At 65.7% G+C, this 14,323-nt stretch carries 14 protein-coding genes; 8 read left to right on the top strand and 6 right to left on the bottom strand.

Annotated elements, in window-relative coordinates; all coding sequences use genetic code 11:
- Position 1: 1 nt before the first annotated feature.
- Positions 2 to 592: a septation protein A gene (locus PTT45_RS10005; RefSeq protein ID WP_273813060.1), complete on the bottom strand. Its 591-nt coding sequence runs from the start codon at positions 590 to 592 to the stop codon at positions 2 to 4.
- Between the two features lie 65 nt (positions 593 to 657).
- Between PTT45_RS10005 and PTT45_RS10010 the strand changes: the two genes are divergently transcribed.
- The 6 genes from PTT45_RS10010 (at position 658) to rluB (ending at position 5,312) form a co-directional block, all read left to right on the top strand.
- Positions 658 to 1,518: a PHP domain-containing protein gene (locus PTT45_RS10010; protein WP_273813061.1), complete on the top strand. Its 861-nt coding sequence runs from the start codon at positions 658 to 660 to the stop codon at positions 1,516 to 1,518.
- A gap of 13 nt (positions 1,519 to 1,531) precedes the next feature.
- Entirely contained in the window at positions 1,532 to 2,164 is a 633-nt protein-coding gene (locus PTT45_RS10015) for an L-threonylcarbamoyladenylate synthase (RefSeq protein WP_273813062.1), read from the top strand.
- A 56-nt stretch (positions 2,165 to 2,220) separates the two neighbouring features.
- Positions 2,221 to 2,979, top strand: coding sequence for a segregation and condensation protein A (locus PTT45_RS10020; RefSeq protein ID WP_273813299.1), 759 nt, complete (start codon positions 2,221 to 2,223; stop codon positions 2,977 to 2,979).
- Entirely contained in the window at positions 2,980 to 3,774 is a 795-nt protein-coding gene (gene scpB / locus PTT45_RS10025) for an SMC-Scp complex subunit ScpB (protein ID WP_273813064.1), read from the top strand.
- 91 nt (positions 3,775 to 3,865) lie between these two features.
- A complete protein-coding gene (locus PTT45_RS10030; protein WP_273813066.1) occupies positions 3,866 to 4,051 on the top strand; it encodes a DUF1289 domain-containing protein in 186 nt (61 codons plus the stop codon).
- A gap of 91 nt (positions 4,052 to 4,142) precedes the next feature.
- Positions 4,143 to 5,312 (top strand): 23S rRNA pseudouridine(2605) synthase RluB, encoded by a 1,170-nt coding sequence (gene rluB / locus PTT45_RS10035; RefSeq protein ID WP_273813068.1) that lies wholly within the window; start codon positions 4,143 to 4,145, stop codon positions 5,310 to 5,312.
- 55 nt (positions 5,313 to 5,367) lie between these two features.
- On the opposite strand, the gene PTT45_RS10040 is transcribed toward rluB, so the two are convergent.
- From PTT45_RS10040 to PTT45_RS10060, 5 genes are all read right to left on the bottom strand, one after another.
- Positions 5,368 to 6,294: a GGDEF domain-containing protein gene (locus tag PTT45_RS10040; protein ID WP_273813069.1), complete on the bottom strand. Its 927-nt coding sequence runs from the start codon at positions 6,292 to 6,294 to the stop codon at positions 5,368 to 5,370.
- A 204-nt stretch (positions 6,295 to 6,498) separates the two neighbouring features.
- Positions 6,499 to 7,239, bottom strand: a complete 741-nt coding sequence (locus PTT45_RS10045; protein ID WP_273813070.1) for a YciK family oxidoreductase — start codon at positions 7,237 to 7,239, stop codon at positions 6,499 to 6,501.
- A 31-nt stretch (positions 7,240 to 7,270) separates the two neighbouring features.
- On the bottom strand, positions 7,271 to 7,942 hold the full coding sequence (mupP, locus tag PTT45_RS10050; RefSeq protein ID WP_273813071.1) for an N-acetylmuramic acid 6-phosphate phosphatase MupP: 672 nt from the start codon (positions 7,940 to 7,942) through the stop codon (positions 7,271 to 7,273).
- Between the two features lie 5 nt (positions 7,943 to 7,947).
- A complete protein-coding gene (gene ubiG / locus PTT45_RS10055; RefSeq protein ID WP_273813072.1) occupies positions 7,948 to 8,646 on the bottom strand; it encodes a bifunctional 2-polyprenyl-6-hydroxyphenol methylase/3-demethylubiquinol 3-O-methyltransferase UbiG in 699 nt (232 codons plus the stop codon).
- Between the two features lie 31 nt (positions 8,647 to 8,677).
- Complete coding sequence (locus PTT45_RS10060) at positions 8,678 to 10,006, bottom strand: TRZ/ATZ family hydrolase (protein ID WP_273813073.1); 1,329 nt, start codon at positions 10,004 to 10,006, stop codon at positions 8,678 to 8,680.
- A 238-nt stretch (positions 10,007 to 10,244) separates the two neighbouring features.
- Here PTT45_RS10060 and mtnA point away from each other — a divergent pair, with 238 nt between their 5' ends.
- Positions 10,245 to 11,321, top strand: coding sequence for an S-methyl-5-thioribose-1-phosphate isomerase (gene mtnA / locus PTT45_RS10065; RefSeq protein WP_273813074.1), 1,077 nt, complete (start codon positions 10,245 to 10,247; stop codon positions 11,319 to 11,321).
- A gap of 225 nt (positions 11,322 to 11,546) precedes the next feature.
- On the top strand, positions 11,547 to 14,321 hold the full coding sequence (gyrA, locus tag PTT45_RS10070) for a DNA gyrase subunit A (protein ID WP_273813075.1): 2,775 nt from the start codon (positions 11,547 to 11,549) through the stop codon (positions 14,319 to 14,321).
- The last annotated feature ends 2 nt before the right edge of the window (positions 14,322 to 14,323 follow it).

The raw sequence follows: 14,323 nt of genomic DNA on the forward strand, positions 1-14,323 counted from the left end.
GTCAGTCCTTGCTTTGCTGAGGGGCGTCGTCATGGATGTGGCGTGCCAGGTAGACACCTTGCGCGACCAGGAACAGCACGGTCATGCCGAGGCTGCCGAAGACTTTGAAGTCGACCCAGAAGTCGTGGAAGGTGAAGGCAACGAACAGGTTGGCGCAGCCGCTGAAGATGAAGAAGGCCACCCAGGCCAGGTTCAGGCGGCTCCAGATCTGCTGTGGCAGGTTGATCGCGTGGCCCATGACGCGCTGGATCAGCACCTTGTCGCCGATGAAGTGGCTACCGGCGAAGGCGAGGGCGAACAGCCAGTTGACCACCGGCGCCTTCCACTTGAGGAAGGTTTCGCTGTGGAAGGCCAGGGTCATGCCGCCAAAGACCAGGCAGGCGACCAGCGTCAGCCACTGGCCTTTCTCCAGTTTGCGCTGCAGCAGGAACAGGATGCCGTAGACCACGATCGAACTGATGATCAGCACCGCGGTGGCGCTGAATATGCCGCCCAGCTCGAAGGCCTGGCCGGCCAGTTCGACGTTGCGCGGATCGAGTTTGTAGACGATGAAGAACAGGATGAGCGGGACGAAATCGATGAATTGTTTCACGGCGGCAGCCAGAAGCGGGATGTGGCGGCATAATAACAAACAACCCCATTAACGAAAGACGCGCCATGAAGGTCGATCTGCACTGCCATAGCACCGCTTCAGACGGCGTTCTCGCGCCCGCCGAGGTGGTCGCGCGCGCCCACGGGCGAGGCGTCGAACTGCTGGCGCTGACTGACCACGACACTCTGGAAGGCCTCGACGAGGCGCGCAGCGCCGCCGAGCAGTTGGGCATGCGCCTGGTCAACGGCGTGGAACTGTCCTGCACCTGGGGTGGCGCGACCATCCATGTGCTCGGCTACGCCTTCGCCACCGATGCTCCGGCGCTGCGCCAGGCCATCGCGGAGCTGCACCAGGGCCGCTGGCTGCGTGCCGAGGAAATCGACCGGCGCCTGGCGGCTAAGGGCATGCCCGGTGCCCTCGAGGGCGCCCGCGCCATACAGCAGGGCCTGGGCGACAGCGGCAACGCGCCGGCGCGCCCGCACTTCGCCGAGTTCCTGGTGCGCGCCGGCCACGTGCGTGACCACGCCGAGGCGTTCCGTAAGTGGCTGGGCTCGGGCAAGCTGGGTGACGTCAAGCAGCACTGGCCGAGCCTGGAGCAGGCGGTCGGCACGCTCAAGGCGGCCGGAGCCTGGATCAGCCTGGCGCATCCCTGGCAGTACGATTTTACTCGCAGCAAACGGCGCCGCCTGGTGGCCGACTTCATCGCCGCCGGTGGCCATGCCCTGGAAGTGGTGAATGGCCTGCAGCCGGCCGAGCAGGTCGGCGGCCTGGCCATCCTGGCTCGCGAGTTCGGCATGCTGGCCAGTGTCGGCAGCGACTTCCACGCACCGGGAGACTGGTCGGAGCTGGGTATGTACCGTCCGTTGCCGGAAGATTTGTCTCCTCTATGGGAGCGCTTCGACCATGCACGCCTTGCTTCCGCCTGAACAGGGAGAGTTCATGAGCCAGTTTTTCCAGGTCCATCCGGAAAATCCCCAGCCGCGCCTGATCAAGCAGGCGGTGGAAATCCTCCGTAGCGGCGGGGTGATCGTCTACCCGACCGACTCCTCCTACGCCATCGGCTGTCTGATCGGTGACAAGGGCGCGGTCGAGCGCATCCGCCGCCTGCGCCAGCTGGACGACAAGCACAACTTCACCCTGGTGTGCAGCGACCTGTCGCAGATCGGCCTGTTCGCCAAGGTCGACACGGCGGCCTTCCGCCTGCTCAAAGCGCATACGCCCGGGCCCTACACCTTCATTCTTGGTGCCACCCGCGAGGTGCCGCGCATGCTGCTGCATCCCAAACGGCGCACCATCGGCCTGCGCGTGCCGTCCCATCCCATCGCCCTGGCCCTGGCCGAGCAGCTCGGTGAGCCGCTGATGAGCGTGAGTCTGATCATGCCCGGCGAAGATCTGCCGATGAGCGATCCCTACGAGATGCGCCAGGTTCTCGAGCATCAGGTCGACCTGATCATCGATGGCGGCTACGGCGGCCTGGAGGCATCCACGGTGATCAACCTGGCCGACGGCGAGCCGGAAGTGATCCGCGTCGGCTGCGGCGACCCGAGCCCGTTCCAGGAGGACGCCGCTTGAGCGAGCTTCCGGAGCAGGACAGCCAGGCCGGCGCCCAGCAGGAACTGCCGTTCGCCCTGGTCTATGGCCAGGCGGTTACCGCGCTGCCGCTGGACCTGTATATCCCGCCGGACGCCCTCGAAGTCTTCCTCGAGGCCTTCGAAGGTCCGCTAGACCTGCTGCTGTACCTGATCCGCAAGCAGAACATCGACATCCTCGACATCCCGGTGGCCGAGATCACCAAGCAGTACATGGGCTACGTCGAGCTGATGAAGTCGGTGCGCCTGGAGCTGGCGGCCGAGTACTTGGTGATGGCCGCCATGCTGGCCGAGATCAAGTCGCGCATGCTGCTGCCGCGCTCGGCCGAGGCCGAGGAGGAAGAAGATGACCCGCGCGCCGAGCTGATCCGCCGCCTGCAGGAGTACGAGCGCTTCAAGGCCGCCGCCGAGGGCATCGACGAGTTGCCGCGGGTCGGCCGCGACCTGCATGTGCCGAGCGTGGCGGCGCCCGATGCGCGGGCGCGCAAGCTGCTGCCGGACGTGAGCATGGAGGAGCTGCTGCTCTCCATGGCCGAGGTGCTGCGCCGCGCCGACATGTTCGAGAGCCACCAGATCACCCGCGAGACGCTGTCTACCCGCGAGCGCATGAGCGAGGTGCTGGAGCGCCTCAAAGGCGCCGGCTTCGTGCCTTTCGTCGAGCTGTTCGGCGCGGAGGAGGGGCGTCTCGGCGTGGTCGTCACCTTCATGGCGGTGCTCGAACTGATCAAGGAACAACTGGTGGAACTGGTGCAGAATGAGCCCTTCGCGCCTATCCACGTCCGTGCCCGAGCCGAATAGATGAACCTCGCCGATCCCCAAGAACTCGCCTCCCTGCTCGAAGCCTGGCTGCTCGCCTCGGGCCGGCCGCTGTCGCTGGAGCGTCTCGGCGAGCTGTTCGAGGAGGCAGAGCGCCCGGAGCCGGCGCAACTGCGCGAAGCGCTGGAAGTCTTGCGCCAGTCCTGCGCCGGGCGTGCCTACGAACTGAAGGAAGTGGCCTCCGGCTACCGCCTGCAGATTCGCGAGAAGTTCTCGCCCTGGGTCGGCCGCCTGTGGGAGGAGCGTCCGCAGCGCTATTCCCGCGCCATGCTCGAGACCCTGGCGCTGATCGCCTATCGCCAGCCGATCACCCGTGGCGAGATCGAGGATGTACGCGGCGTGGCGGTCAACAGCCAGATCATCAAGACCATGCTGGAGCGCGACTGGATTCGCGTGGTCGGTTATCGCGACGTGCCGGGCAAGCCGGCGATGTTCGCCACCACCCGGGTGTTCCTCGACTACTTCAACCTGAAGAGCCTGGAAGAGCTGCCGCCGCTGGCCGCCCTGCGCGAGCTGGAGCCGGAACCCATGCTGGCGCTGGACGACGACCTGCCAGTGCCGGCCGAGCTGCAGGCGCGGGTGGATGCCGAATCCGGCGAGGAGCCGGCCGAGCCGCGTGACGAAACCAGTTTCCGCAGCCTGCTGGCCGAGCTCGACCAGATGGAGCAGGGGCTGAAGATCGACTTCGACGACCTGCAGCGGGTTGAGGAAGATCCGGCAGAGGCACCGGGCGACGCTGAGGGCGAGGCGCTGGGCGCCGACGACACCCTGCATTGAGGAATTGGGCATCGCGGGCATTGAGACTTTCAATCCCGGCCTGAAGCCTTGTCGACCTATGCTGGCGGCGCCATTTCCTCAGGACGCCGTCATGAGCAAGAGCCCCTGTATCAAGGTCTGCGAGTTCGCCGCCGACATCTGCGTCGGCTGCGGGCGCAGCAAGCGCGAGATCAAAGCCTGGAAGAAGCTCGACAAGGCCGAGCGCTTCGCCCTGCTGGCGGAAGCCGACCTGCGCCTGTTGGCCTTCGAGGCGACCGGGCGGCGCAAGACCCGTTGAGCGGTCTATAGTCAGTCGGCCGTGCGTGTTGCCGGCGATCCGCGTATGATGCGCGGCCTTTTTGTCCTCAGTTACACCGGGAGGTGCCCAGATGAGCGAATCCGAACTAGAAACCGGCCCCAGCGGCGAGAAGCTGCAGAAAGTCCTGGCCCGCGCTGGCCTCGGCTCGCGCCGCGACATCGAGCAATGGATCACCGATGGCCGCGTCAAGGTCAATGGCGCTGTCGCCAGCCTCGGCGCGCGCGTCGAGCTGCGTGACGCCATCAGCGTCGACGGCCAGCTGCTCAAGCGTGAAGACATCACGCAGACCGTGCGCCGCGTGCTGATCTACAACAAGCCGGAAGGCGAGATCTGCACCCGTGACGACCCGGAAGGCCGCCCCACTGTGTTCGACCGCCTGCCGCGGCCGAAAGAGGGCCGCTGGATCAACATCGGTCGTCTCGACATCAACACCACCGGCCTGCTGCTGTTCACGACCGACGGCGAGCTGGCCAACCGCCTGATGCACCCTTCCTACGAGATGGACCGCGAGTACGCCGTGCGCGTGCGTGGTGAAGTCACCGAAGAGATGCTTGAGCAGCTCAAGGCCGGCGTGATGCTAGAAGACGGCCCGGCCAAGTTCACCGACATCAAGGAAGCACCGGGCGGTGAAGGCTTCAACCGCTGGTTCCACTGCGTGGTGATGGAAGGTCGCAACCGCGAAGTGCGTCGCCTGTGGGAATCCCAGGGCGTGGTGGTCAGCCGCCTGAAGCGCGTGCGCTTCGGTCCGGTGTTCATGACCTCCGACCTGCCGATGGGTCGCTGGCGCGAGATGGGCCAGCGCGAGCTGGACATCCTCAGCGAGGAAGTCGGTCTCAAGCCCATGGCTCTGCCGGCGATGAACGAGAAGACCCGCGACAAACTCGAGCGCCTGCAGCGCAAGGCCTCCCGGCCGATGAGCCGCAACGAGCGGCCCAAGCGCGTGCTGCGCCCGGCCCAGGACGGCGCGGCGGAAACCTCCGAGCAGCGTCCGGCCCGTGCCCCGCGTGGCGAAGATCGCCCGCAGCGCGCACCTCGCAAGCCGAGCGGCGAGCGTCGCGAAGGTGGTCGTGGTACTCCGGTGGCCGAGCGGCCTTCCGATGTGGAGCGCAAGCGCACTCCGCGTCCGGCGGGTGACGCGTCCGATCGTCCGGCCCGCAAGCCGCGTCCGGCTGCGCCGGGCGGCAACAAGCGGCCGCCGAGTGGCGATGGTCAGCGCCCAGGCTTCGGCCGCAAGCGCTGATTGCAGGCAATGAAAAAGGGGCTCCCAGGAGCCCCTTTTTGTTGTCCGGCGTTTCTCAGCCGGCCATCGACAGGCGATTGCGGCCTTCGCGCTTGGACACGTACAGCGCGTTGTCGGCGCGGCGCTGCAGGCTGTCGCTGGATTCGCCCGGCAGCAGGGTGGCGCAGCCGAGGCTGATGGACAGCTCCAGGGCGCGGCCTTCTTCCAGGTACTGCAGGCCCAGTACCGCCAGGCGCAGGCGCTCACCAACCATCTGTGCGGCTTCGCGGCTGGTGTTGGCCAGCAGCACGAGGAATTCCTCGCCGCCGTAGCGGAACACCATGTCGATGTTGCGCAGGCTGTTCTTCAGCGAACCGGCCACGGCTTTCAGCACTTCGTCGCCGGTGGCGTGGCCGAAGCGATCATTGATGTTCTTGAAGTGGTCGATGTCGAGCATCAGCACCGACAGCGGCTGCAGGCTGCGGCGGGCCAGGTCGATCTCGCGCTGCATGGCCTGGTTCATGGCGATGCGGTTGCCGGTATCGGTCAGCGGATCGCGCAGCGCGCTCTGCAGGGCGGCGCGGTAGAGCAGGGCGTTGCGCAGCGGGAACAGCAGGCTGGCCAGCAGCGACTCCAGCTGGCCCAGCTCTTCGTCGTTGAAGCGCTGATTGCGGCGGAAGGTCAGCTCGCCCAGGTACTCGCCCTGATGGCTCAGGCGGTAGCTGGCCGAGTGGTTGGCGCGTTCGCCGAGTTCCAGGCGCAGGTCGCAGGCGGCCAGCTGATAGCTCAGCGCGCTGATCGGGACCAGGCGTTGTACTTCATGGAAGAACAGGTCGAGGATGCGGTCGGCTTCCAGGGATGTCTGCAGTTGCAGGCTCAGTTGCTGGCGCAGTTGCGCCAGGCTGACCGGCTTGAGCAGCCGCTGAGTGCGGCTAGCATAGCCCAGGCGCTGCAGTTTGGCGGCATCGAAATCGATGGTGTTGGAAGGATTGTGCGGGACCATGTTGCTCGACCTCTGGCGCCGATGCGCCTTGACGATCGAGATACAGCGAATTCTGTGCCACTTTATAAAAAGTGTTTTAAATCAGTATCTTGAATCTAAATCTGCCGCTTCGTACGGCAAGAAATTGCCACCTCTTTGACGCGGGTGCTGGCAATTTGATGCCAGTCCTTAGCGAGCCGCCGGAAAACCGGCGGCCGCTTCGGCTCACTGTGCGTCGAATGCTTGGCCGTTGACGCCCTTGCTGTCCGGGCCCATCAGGTACAGGTAGACCGGCATGATGTCTTCCGGCAGCGGGTTGTTGGCCGGGTTCTCGCCGGGGTAGGCCTGGGCGCGCATGCCGGTGCGGGTGGCGCCGGGGTTGATGCTGTTGGAGCGAACCTGGGCGATGCCCTCGACTTCGTCGGCCAGGGTCTGCATCAGGCCCTCGGTGGCGAACTTCGACACGCCATAGGCGCCCCAGTAGGCGCGACCCTTGCGGCCGACGCTGCTGGAGGTGAACACCACTGAGGCGTCTTCCGACAGTTTGAGCAGCGGCAGCAGGGTGCTGGTCAGCATGAACATGGCGTTGACGTTGATCTGCATGACGCGCATGAAGTTGTCGCCGGACAACTGCTCCAGCGGCGTGCGCGGGCCGACGATGGCGGCGTTGTGCAGCAGGCCGTCGATGCGGCCGAACTCGGCTTCGATGGTGGCGGCCAGTTCGTCGTACTGGTGCGGCAGGGCGGTTTCCAGGTTGAACGGAATCACCACCGGCTGCGGGTGGCCGGCGGCCTCGATCTCGTCATACAGCTGGTTGAGGCTTTCCTCGGTCTTGCCCAGCAGCAGTACGGTGGCGCCGTGGGCGGCGTAGGTCTTGGCGGCGGCGGCGCCGATGCCGCGGCCGGCACCGGTGATCAGGATCACGCGACCCTTGAGCAGGTCGGGGCGGGCGCTGTAGTCGAACATGAGTGAAGTCTCGTTGATGCGTGAATAAGGGTCAGCAGCTGCACAGGGCGCGGTCGAGCACGGCGCGCAGCTCCAGGGGATGGTCCACCACCACATCGGCGCCCCAGTGGCGCGGATTGTCTTCGGGGTGGATGTAGCCGTAGGTGACGGCGGCGGTCTTGCAGCCGGCGGCGCGCCCGGCCTCGATGTCGCGGGCATCGTCGCCGACGAACAGGACGTCGGCGGGAGCCACGCCGATCTTCTCGCAGGCCAGCAGGAGCATGTCCGGCGCCGGCTTGCTGCGCGGCACGTGGTCCGGGCAGACCAGCACCGCCGAGCGCTCGGCGAGGTTCAGTTGCTGCATGATCGGTTCGGCGAAGGTCACCGGTTTGTTGGTGGCCACGCCCCAGATCAGGCGCGAGGCCTCGATGTCGCCGAGCAGCTCGAGCATGCCGTCGAACGGCTTGCTGAGTACCGCGCAGTGCTGCTGGTAGCGCTCGAGGAATTCCAGGCGCAGGGCCTCGAAGCCCTCGGCGCCGATTTCCATGCCGAAGGTGGCAGAGACCATGGCGCGGGCACCGCCAGAGACCACGTCGCGGATCAGTTGGTCGTCCACCGGCGCCAGATTGCGCGCGGCAAGCATGGCCTGGCACACGGCGACGAAGTCCGGCGCGGTATCCAGCAGGGTGCCGTCCATGTCGAAGAGAACCGCTCGCAGGGTCATGCGCCTTACTCCTCGCGCAGGGTCTGGATCATGTAGTTGACGTCCACATCCGCTTCCAGCTTGTAGTGCTTGGTCAGCGGGTTGTAGGTCAGGCCGATGATGTCCTTGACGGTCAGACCGGCGGCACGGCTCCAGGCACCCAGCTCGGAGGGGCGGATGAACTTCTTGAAGTCGTGGGTGCCGCGCGGCAGCAGGCGCATCACGTACTCGGCGCCGACGATGGCGAACAGGTAGGCCTTGGGGTTGCGGTTGATGGTGGAGAAGAACACCTGGCCGCCGGGCTTGACCATCTTGTAGCAGGCGCGGATCACCGAGGATGGATCGGGCACGTGCTCGAGCATCTCCAGGCAGGTGACCACGTCGAACTGGCCGGGCATCTCCTCGGCCAGCGCCTCGGCGGTGATCTGCCGGTACTCGACGTTCACCCCGGACTCCAGCTGGTGCAGCTGGGCCACGGCCAGCGGGGCCTCGCCCATGTCGATGCCGGTGACGTTGGCGCCGCGCTGGGTCATGGATTCGCTGAGGATGCCGCCGCCGCAGCCGACGTCCAGCACCTTCTTGCCGGCCAGGCCGACGCGCTCGTCGATCCAGTTGACGCGCAGCGGGTTGATGTCGTGCAGCGGCTTGAACTCGCTCTCGCGGTCCCACCAGCGGTGGGCGAGGGCCTCGAATTTGGCGATTTCGGCGTGGTCGACGTTGCTCATGGCGTGCTCTTAAAAAGTCTCGAAAACGAATTCAGTGTTTGGCAGCGATGCGCTCGCCCCAGGCGCGCGCGTTGGCGGAAATGCGCTGCTCGTCCAGGCGCGTCAGGCGACCGTCGTCGAGCAGTTGCTTGCCGCCGACCCACAGGTGCTTCACGCAGCTGCGGCTGCCGGCGTAGATCAGCTGCGAAACCGGGTCGTAGACCGGTTGCTGGGCCAGGCCGGAGAGGTCGAAGGCGACCAGGTCGGCCAGCTTGCCCCGTTCCAGGGAGCCGATGTCGTCGTCCAGGCCCAGGGCGCGGGCGCCGTTCAGGGTGGCCATGCGCAGCGCGGCGTGAGCATTCAGGGCGGTGGCGCTGCCGGCCACGGCCTTGGCCAGCAGGGCGGCGGTGCGGGCCTCGCTGAGCAGGTCCAGGTCGTTGTTGCTGGCGGCGCCGTCGGTGCCGATGGCGACGTTGACCCCGGCCTGCCAGAGCTTCTCCACCGGGCAGAAGCCGCTGGCCAGCTTGAGGTTGGACTCCGGGCAATGGATCACGCTGCTGTTGCTTTCTACCAGCAGGGCGATGTCTTCGTCGCTGATCTGGGTCATGTGCACGGCCTGGAAACGCGGGCCGAGCAGGCCCAGTTCGGCCAGGCGCTGTAGTGGGCGCATGCCGTGCAGCTCCAGGCTCTGCTGCACTTCGAAGGCGGTCTCGTGGACGTGCATGTGGATGCCGGCGTCCAGTTCCTCGGCCAGCATCAGCACTTGCTGCAGCTTGTCGTCGCTGACCGAGTAGGGCGCGTGGGGGCCGAAGGCGACCTTGATCCGTGGGTGCTGCTTGAGGTCGTCGAACAGGCGCAGGCCCTTGCGCAGGGCTTCCTCGGCATCGCGGGCGCCGGGAGTGGCGAAGTCCAGCACCGGGATGGTCAGCTGGGCGCGGATGCCGCTCTTGTGCACCAGTTCGCTGGCTACTTCCGGGAAGAAGTACATGTCGGAGAAACAGCTGATGCCGCCCTTGAGCTGCTCGGCGATGGCCAGTTCGGTGCCGTCGCGGACGAACTCCTCGTCGACCCACTTGGCTTCGGCGGGCCAGATATGGTCCTGCAGCCAGCTCATCAGCGGCAGGTCGTCGGCCAGGCCGCGGAACAGGGTCATGGCCGCGTGGCCGTGGGCATTGACCAGGCCGGGGGTGAGTACGCAGTCCGGCAACTCGCGCACTTGCGTGGCTGGATGGCGCAGGGCCTCGGCGCGTGGTGCGATCAGCACGATGCGGCCGGCGCGGATGCCCAGGCCATGTTCCCTGAGCACCACGCCAGCGGGTTCGACCGGCACCAGCCAGGTGGGCAGGAGCAGCAGATCGAGCGGCTGGCGCGGTTCGGGCATGGCATTTATCCGGGCAAATAAAAAGTGGCGGCAGTATAACTGAGAAGCTATCTGCGATCTGCTGCGCGTCGGCCGGGCGTCGTTGGTACTGTGCTCGAAATGCTCATTTACCATTCGTAAACTGCGCTTTCTCGCCCACTACCGCCTAGCCCTGCTCTAGCTCGCAAAATCGCAGATGAGCTTCTGTGGCGTGGCTCGCTATAATCCGCGGCTTTTCGTTTCACCTGGTGGGGATGTCATGCGCGACAGACTGTTGGCGGCAGAGAAGGTTAAGGCCATCGAGTGGCGCGAAGGCATGTTGTATCTGCTGGATCAGCGCGTGTTGCCGCGCGAGGAAACCTGGCTGGCCTACGATTCGGCTGCTGGCGTGGCTGCGGCCATCCAGAGCATGGTGGTACGTGGCGCGCCGGCCATCGGCATCGCCGCTGCCTTCGGTCTGGTGCTGGGCGCGCGGGCGCGCCTGGAGGAGGGCGGTGACTGGCGGGCGGCTTTGGAGAGTGACTTCAAGGTGCTGGCCGACTCGCGGCCGACCGCGGTCAATCTGTTCTGGGCGCTGGATCGCATGCGCGAGCGCCTGCAGCGGCTCAAGGCGAGCGAGGATGCGCTGGCGGTGCTGGAGGCCGAGGCAATCGGCATCTTTGACAGCGACCGCGAGGCCAACCTGACCATGGCCCAGCTGGGCATGGAGCTGATTCGCAAGCATCAGGACGGTCCGCAGAAGCTGCTCACCCACTGCAATACCGGCGCCCTGGCCACAGGCGGCTTCGGCACCGCGCTGGGTGTTATCCGCGCCGCACACCTGAGCGGGCTGGTCGAGCGGGTCTACGCCGACGAGACCCGGCCCTGGCTGCAGGGCTCGCGCCTGACTGCCTGGGAGCTGGCGGGCGAGGGCGTGCCGGTCAGCCTGAATGCCGATTCTGCCGCCGCGCACCTGATGAAGACCGAAGGCATCACCTGGGTCATCGTCGGCGCCGATCGCATCACCGCCAATGGTGACGTGGCCAACAAGATCGGCACCTATCAGCTGGCGGTCAACGCCATGCACCACGGCGTGCGCTTCATGGTGGTGGCGCCCAGCTCGACCATCGACATGAGCCTGGAAGATGGCGAGGACATCCCGATCGAGGAGCGCGATGGTCGCGAGCTGCTGGATATCGGCGGCCAGCGCATCGCCGCCGACGTGCATGCAGTCAACCCGGTGTTCGACGTGACGCCGGCCGACCTGATCGACGCGATCATCACCGAAAAGGGCATAGTCGAGCGGCCGGATGCGGCGAAAATGGCGCAACTCATGTGCCGCAAGCGCCTGCACTGAGGGCTGTGGTCGCGCTGCCTGGCGGGGTAGGTCTGCACGGGTGATTGTGGTAAGCTCCGGCAGTTCTCGGGTGGCTCCGTGCGGGCCACTCCAATAGCGCCAATAACCGACTTAACTCGTTGATTTGTCGTGAGTCGCCGCCAAGCAGGGGCGACTACGGCGGACTCCGGTCTTGCCCAGGAAGGGTGCGACGGGGTTTCACCAGAATAAGGAACCAGGCTTCTCATGGGCGAACTGGCCAAAGAAATCCTCCCGGTCAATATCGAAGACGAGCTGAAACAGTCCTACCTCGACTACGCCATGAGCGTGATCGTCGGGCGTGCGCTGCCGGATGCGCGCGACGGCCTGAAGCCGGTGCACCGTCGCGTGCTCTACGCCATGAGCGAGCTGGGCAACGACTGGAACAAGGCGTACAAGAAATCCGCCCGTGTGGTCGGTGACGTGATCGGTAAATACCACCCGCACGGCGACACGGCTGTCTACGACACCATCGTGCGTATGGCTCAGCCGTTCTCCCTGCGCTACATGCTGGTCGACGGCCAGGGCAACTTCGGTTCGGTGGACGGCGACAACGCCGCGGCCATGCGATACACCGAAGTGCGCATGGCCAAGCTGGCCCACGAGCTGCTGGCCGACCTGGACAAGGAAACCGTCGACTGGGTGCCCAACTACGACGGCACCGAGCAGATCCCGGCAGTCATGCCGACCAAGATCCCCAACCTGCTGGTCAACGGATCAAGCGGTATCGCCGTGGGCATGGCGACCAACATTCCGCCGCACAACCTGACCGAGGTGATCGACGGCTGCCTGGCGCTGATCGACAACCCCGAGCTGACCGTCGACGAGCTGATGCAGTACATCCCCGGTCCGGACTTCCCCACCGCGGGCATCATCAACGGTCGTGCCGGCATCATCGAGGCCTACCGCACCGGCCGTGGCCGCATCTACATGCGTGCCCGTGCAGTGATCGAGGACATGGACAAGGGCGGCAGCCGCCAGCAGATCATCGTCACCGAGCTGCCGTACCAGCTGAACAAGGCGCGTCTGATCGAGAAGATCGCCGAGCTGGTCAAAGAGAAGAAGATCGAAGGCATCACCGAACTGCGCGACGAGTCCGACAAGGACGGCATGCGCATAGTCATCGAGCTGCGTCGTGGTGAAGTTGGCGAGGTGGTGCTGAACAACCTCTACGCCCAGACCCAGATGCAGAGCGTGTTCGGCATCAACGTCGTGGCTCTGGTCGACGGCCAGCCGCGCATGCTGAACCTCAAGGACATGCTCGAGGTGTTCGTCCGTCACCGCCGTGAAGTGGTGACCCGCCGGACCGTCTACGAGCTGCGCAAGGCCCGTGAGCGTGGCCACATCCTCGAAGGCCAGGCCGTCGCCCTGTCGAACATCGATCCGGTGATCGAACTGATCAAGACCTCGCCGACCCCGGCCGAGGCCAAGGAACGCCTGATCGCCGCGGCCTGGGAATCCAGTGCCGTGGAGGCCATGGTCGAGCGCGCCGGTGCCGACTCCTGCCGTCCGGAAGATCTGGATCCGCAGTTCGGCCTGCGCGAAGGCAAGTACTACCTGTCGCCCGAGCAGGCCCAGGCCATCCTCGAGCTGCGCCTGCACCGCCTGACCGGTCTGGAGCACGAGAAGCTGCTGTCCGAGTACCAGGAAATCCTGACTCAGATCGGCGAGCTGATCCGCATCCTGACCAGCCCAGAGCGCCTGATGGAAGTCATCCGCGAGGAGCTGGAGAAGGTCAAGGCCGAGTTCGGCGACGCCCGTCGTACCGAAATCATGGCCTCGCAGACCGACCTGACCATCGCCGACCTGATCACCGAGGAAGAGCGCGTCGTCACCATCTCCCACGGCGGCTACGCCAAGTCCCAGCCGCTGGCCGCCTACCAGGCCCAGCGTCGCGGCGGCAAGGGCAAGTCGGCCACTGGGGTGAAGGACGAGGACTACATCGAGCACCTGCTGGTCGCCAACAGCCATGCCACCCTGCTGCTGTTCTCCAGCAAGGGCAAGGTGTACTGGCTGCGTACCTTCGAGATTCCGGAAGCCTCGCGTACTGCGCGTGGCCGTCCGCTGGTCAACCTGCTTCCGCTGGACGAGGGTGAGCGCATCACCGCCATGCTGCAGATCGACCTCGAGGCCGTGCGTGCACGCTTCGCCGACGAAGAGAACGATGACGACGACGTCGTCGCCGAGCAGGTTGCTGAAGTGGTCGAGGTGGAGGAAGCCGAAGAAGGCGACGACTCCGACTTCAGCCAGGACGAGCCGACCGGTGCCTACATCTTTATGGCTACCGCCTACGGCACGGTGAAGAAAACTCCGCTGATCCAGTTCACCAAGCCGCGTTCCAACGGCCTGATCGCCCTGAAATTGGAAGAGGGCGACTCGCTGATCGCTGCCGCCATCACCGACGGTTCGAAGGACGTGATGATGTTCTCCGACGCCGGCAAGGTGATCCGCTTCAAGGAAAGCAAGGTGCGCATCATGGGCCGCCTGGCCCGCGGCGTGCGCGGCATGCGCCTGGCCGACGAGCAACGCATCATCTCCATGCTGATCCCGGAAGTTGGCGCGCAGATCCTCTCCGCCTCCGCGCGTGGCTACGGCAAGCGCACCCCGCTGGCCGACTACCCGCGCCGCGGTCGTGGTGGCCAGGGCGTGATCGCCATGGTCATCAACGAGCGTAACGGCAAGCTGGTCGGCGCCGTGCAGGTGCTGGATGGCGAGGAAATCATGCTGATTTCCGACCAGGGCACCCTGGTGCGTACCCGTGTCGATGAAGTCCGCGGCGCTGGCCGTAATACCCAGGGCGTGATCCTGATCAAGCTGGCCGACGACGAGACCCTGGTTGGCCTGGAGCGAGTCCAGGAGCCGTCCGGCTCGGATGACGACGACATCGAAGGCGAAGTGCTTGCCGAAGGCGCCGAGACCGAACAAGTGGAAGTGGCGGACGAGGGCGAGACCCCGGTAGACGCCCCAAGCGACGAAGAGTGAGA

The sequence above is a fragment of the Pseudomonas sp. Gutcm_11s genome, assembly GCF_028649395.1.
Taxonomy (GTDB): domain Bacteria; phylum Pseudomonadota; class Gammaproteobacteria; order Pseudomonadales; family Pseudomonadaceae; genus Aquipseudomonas.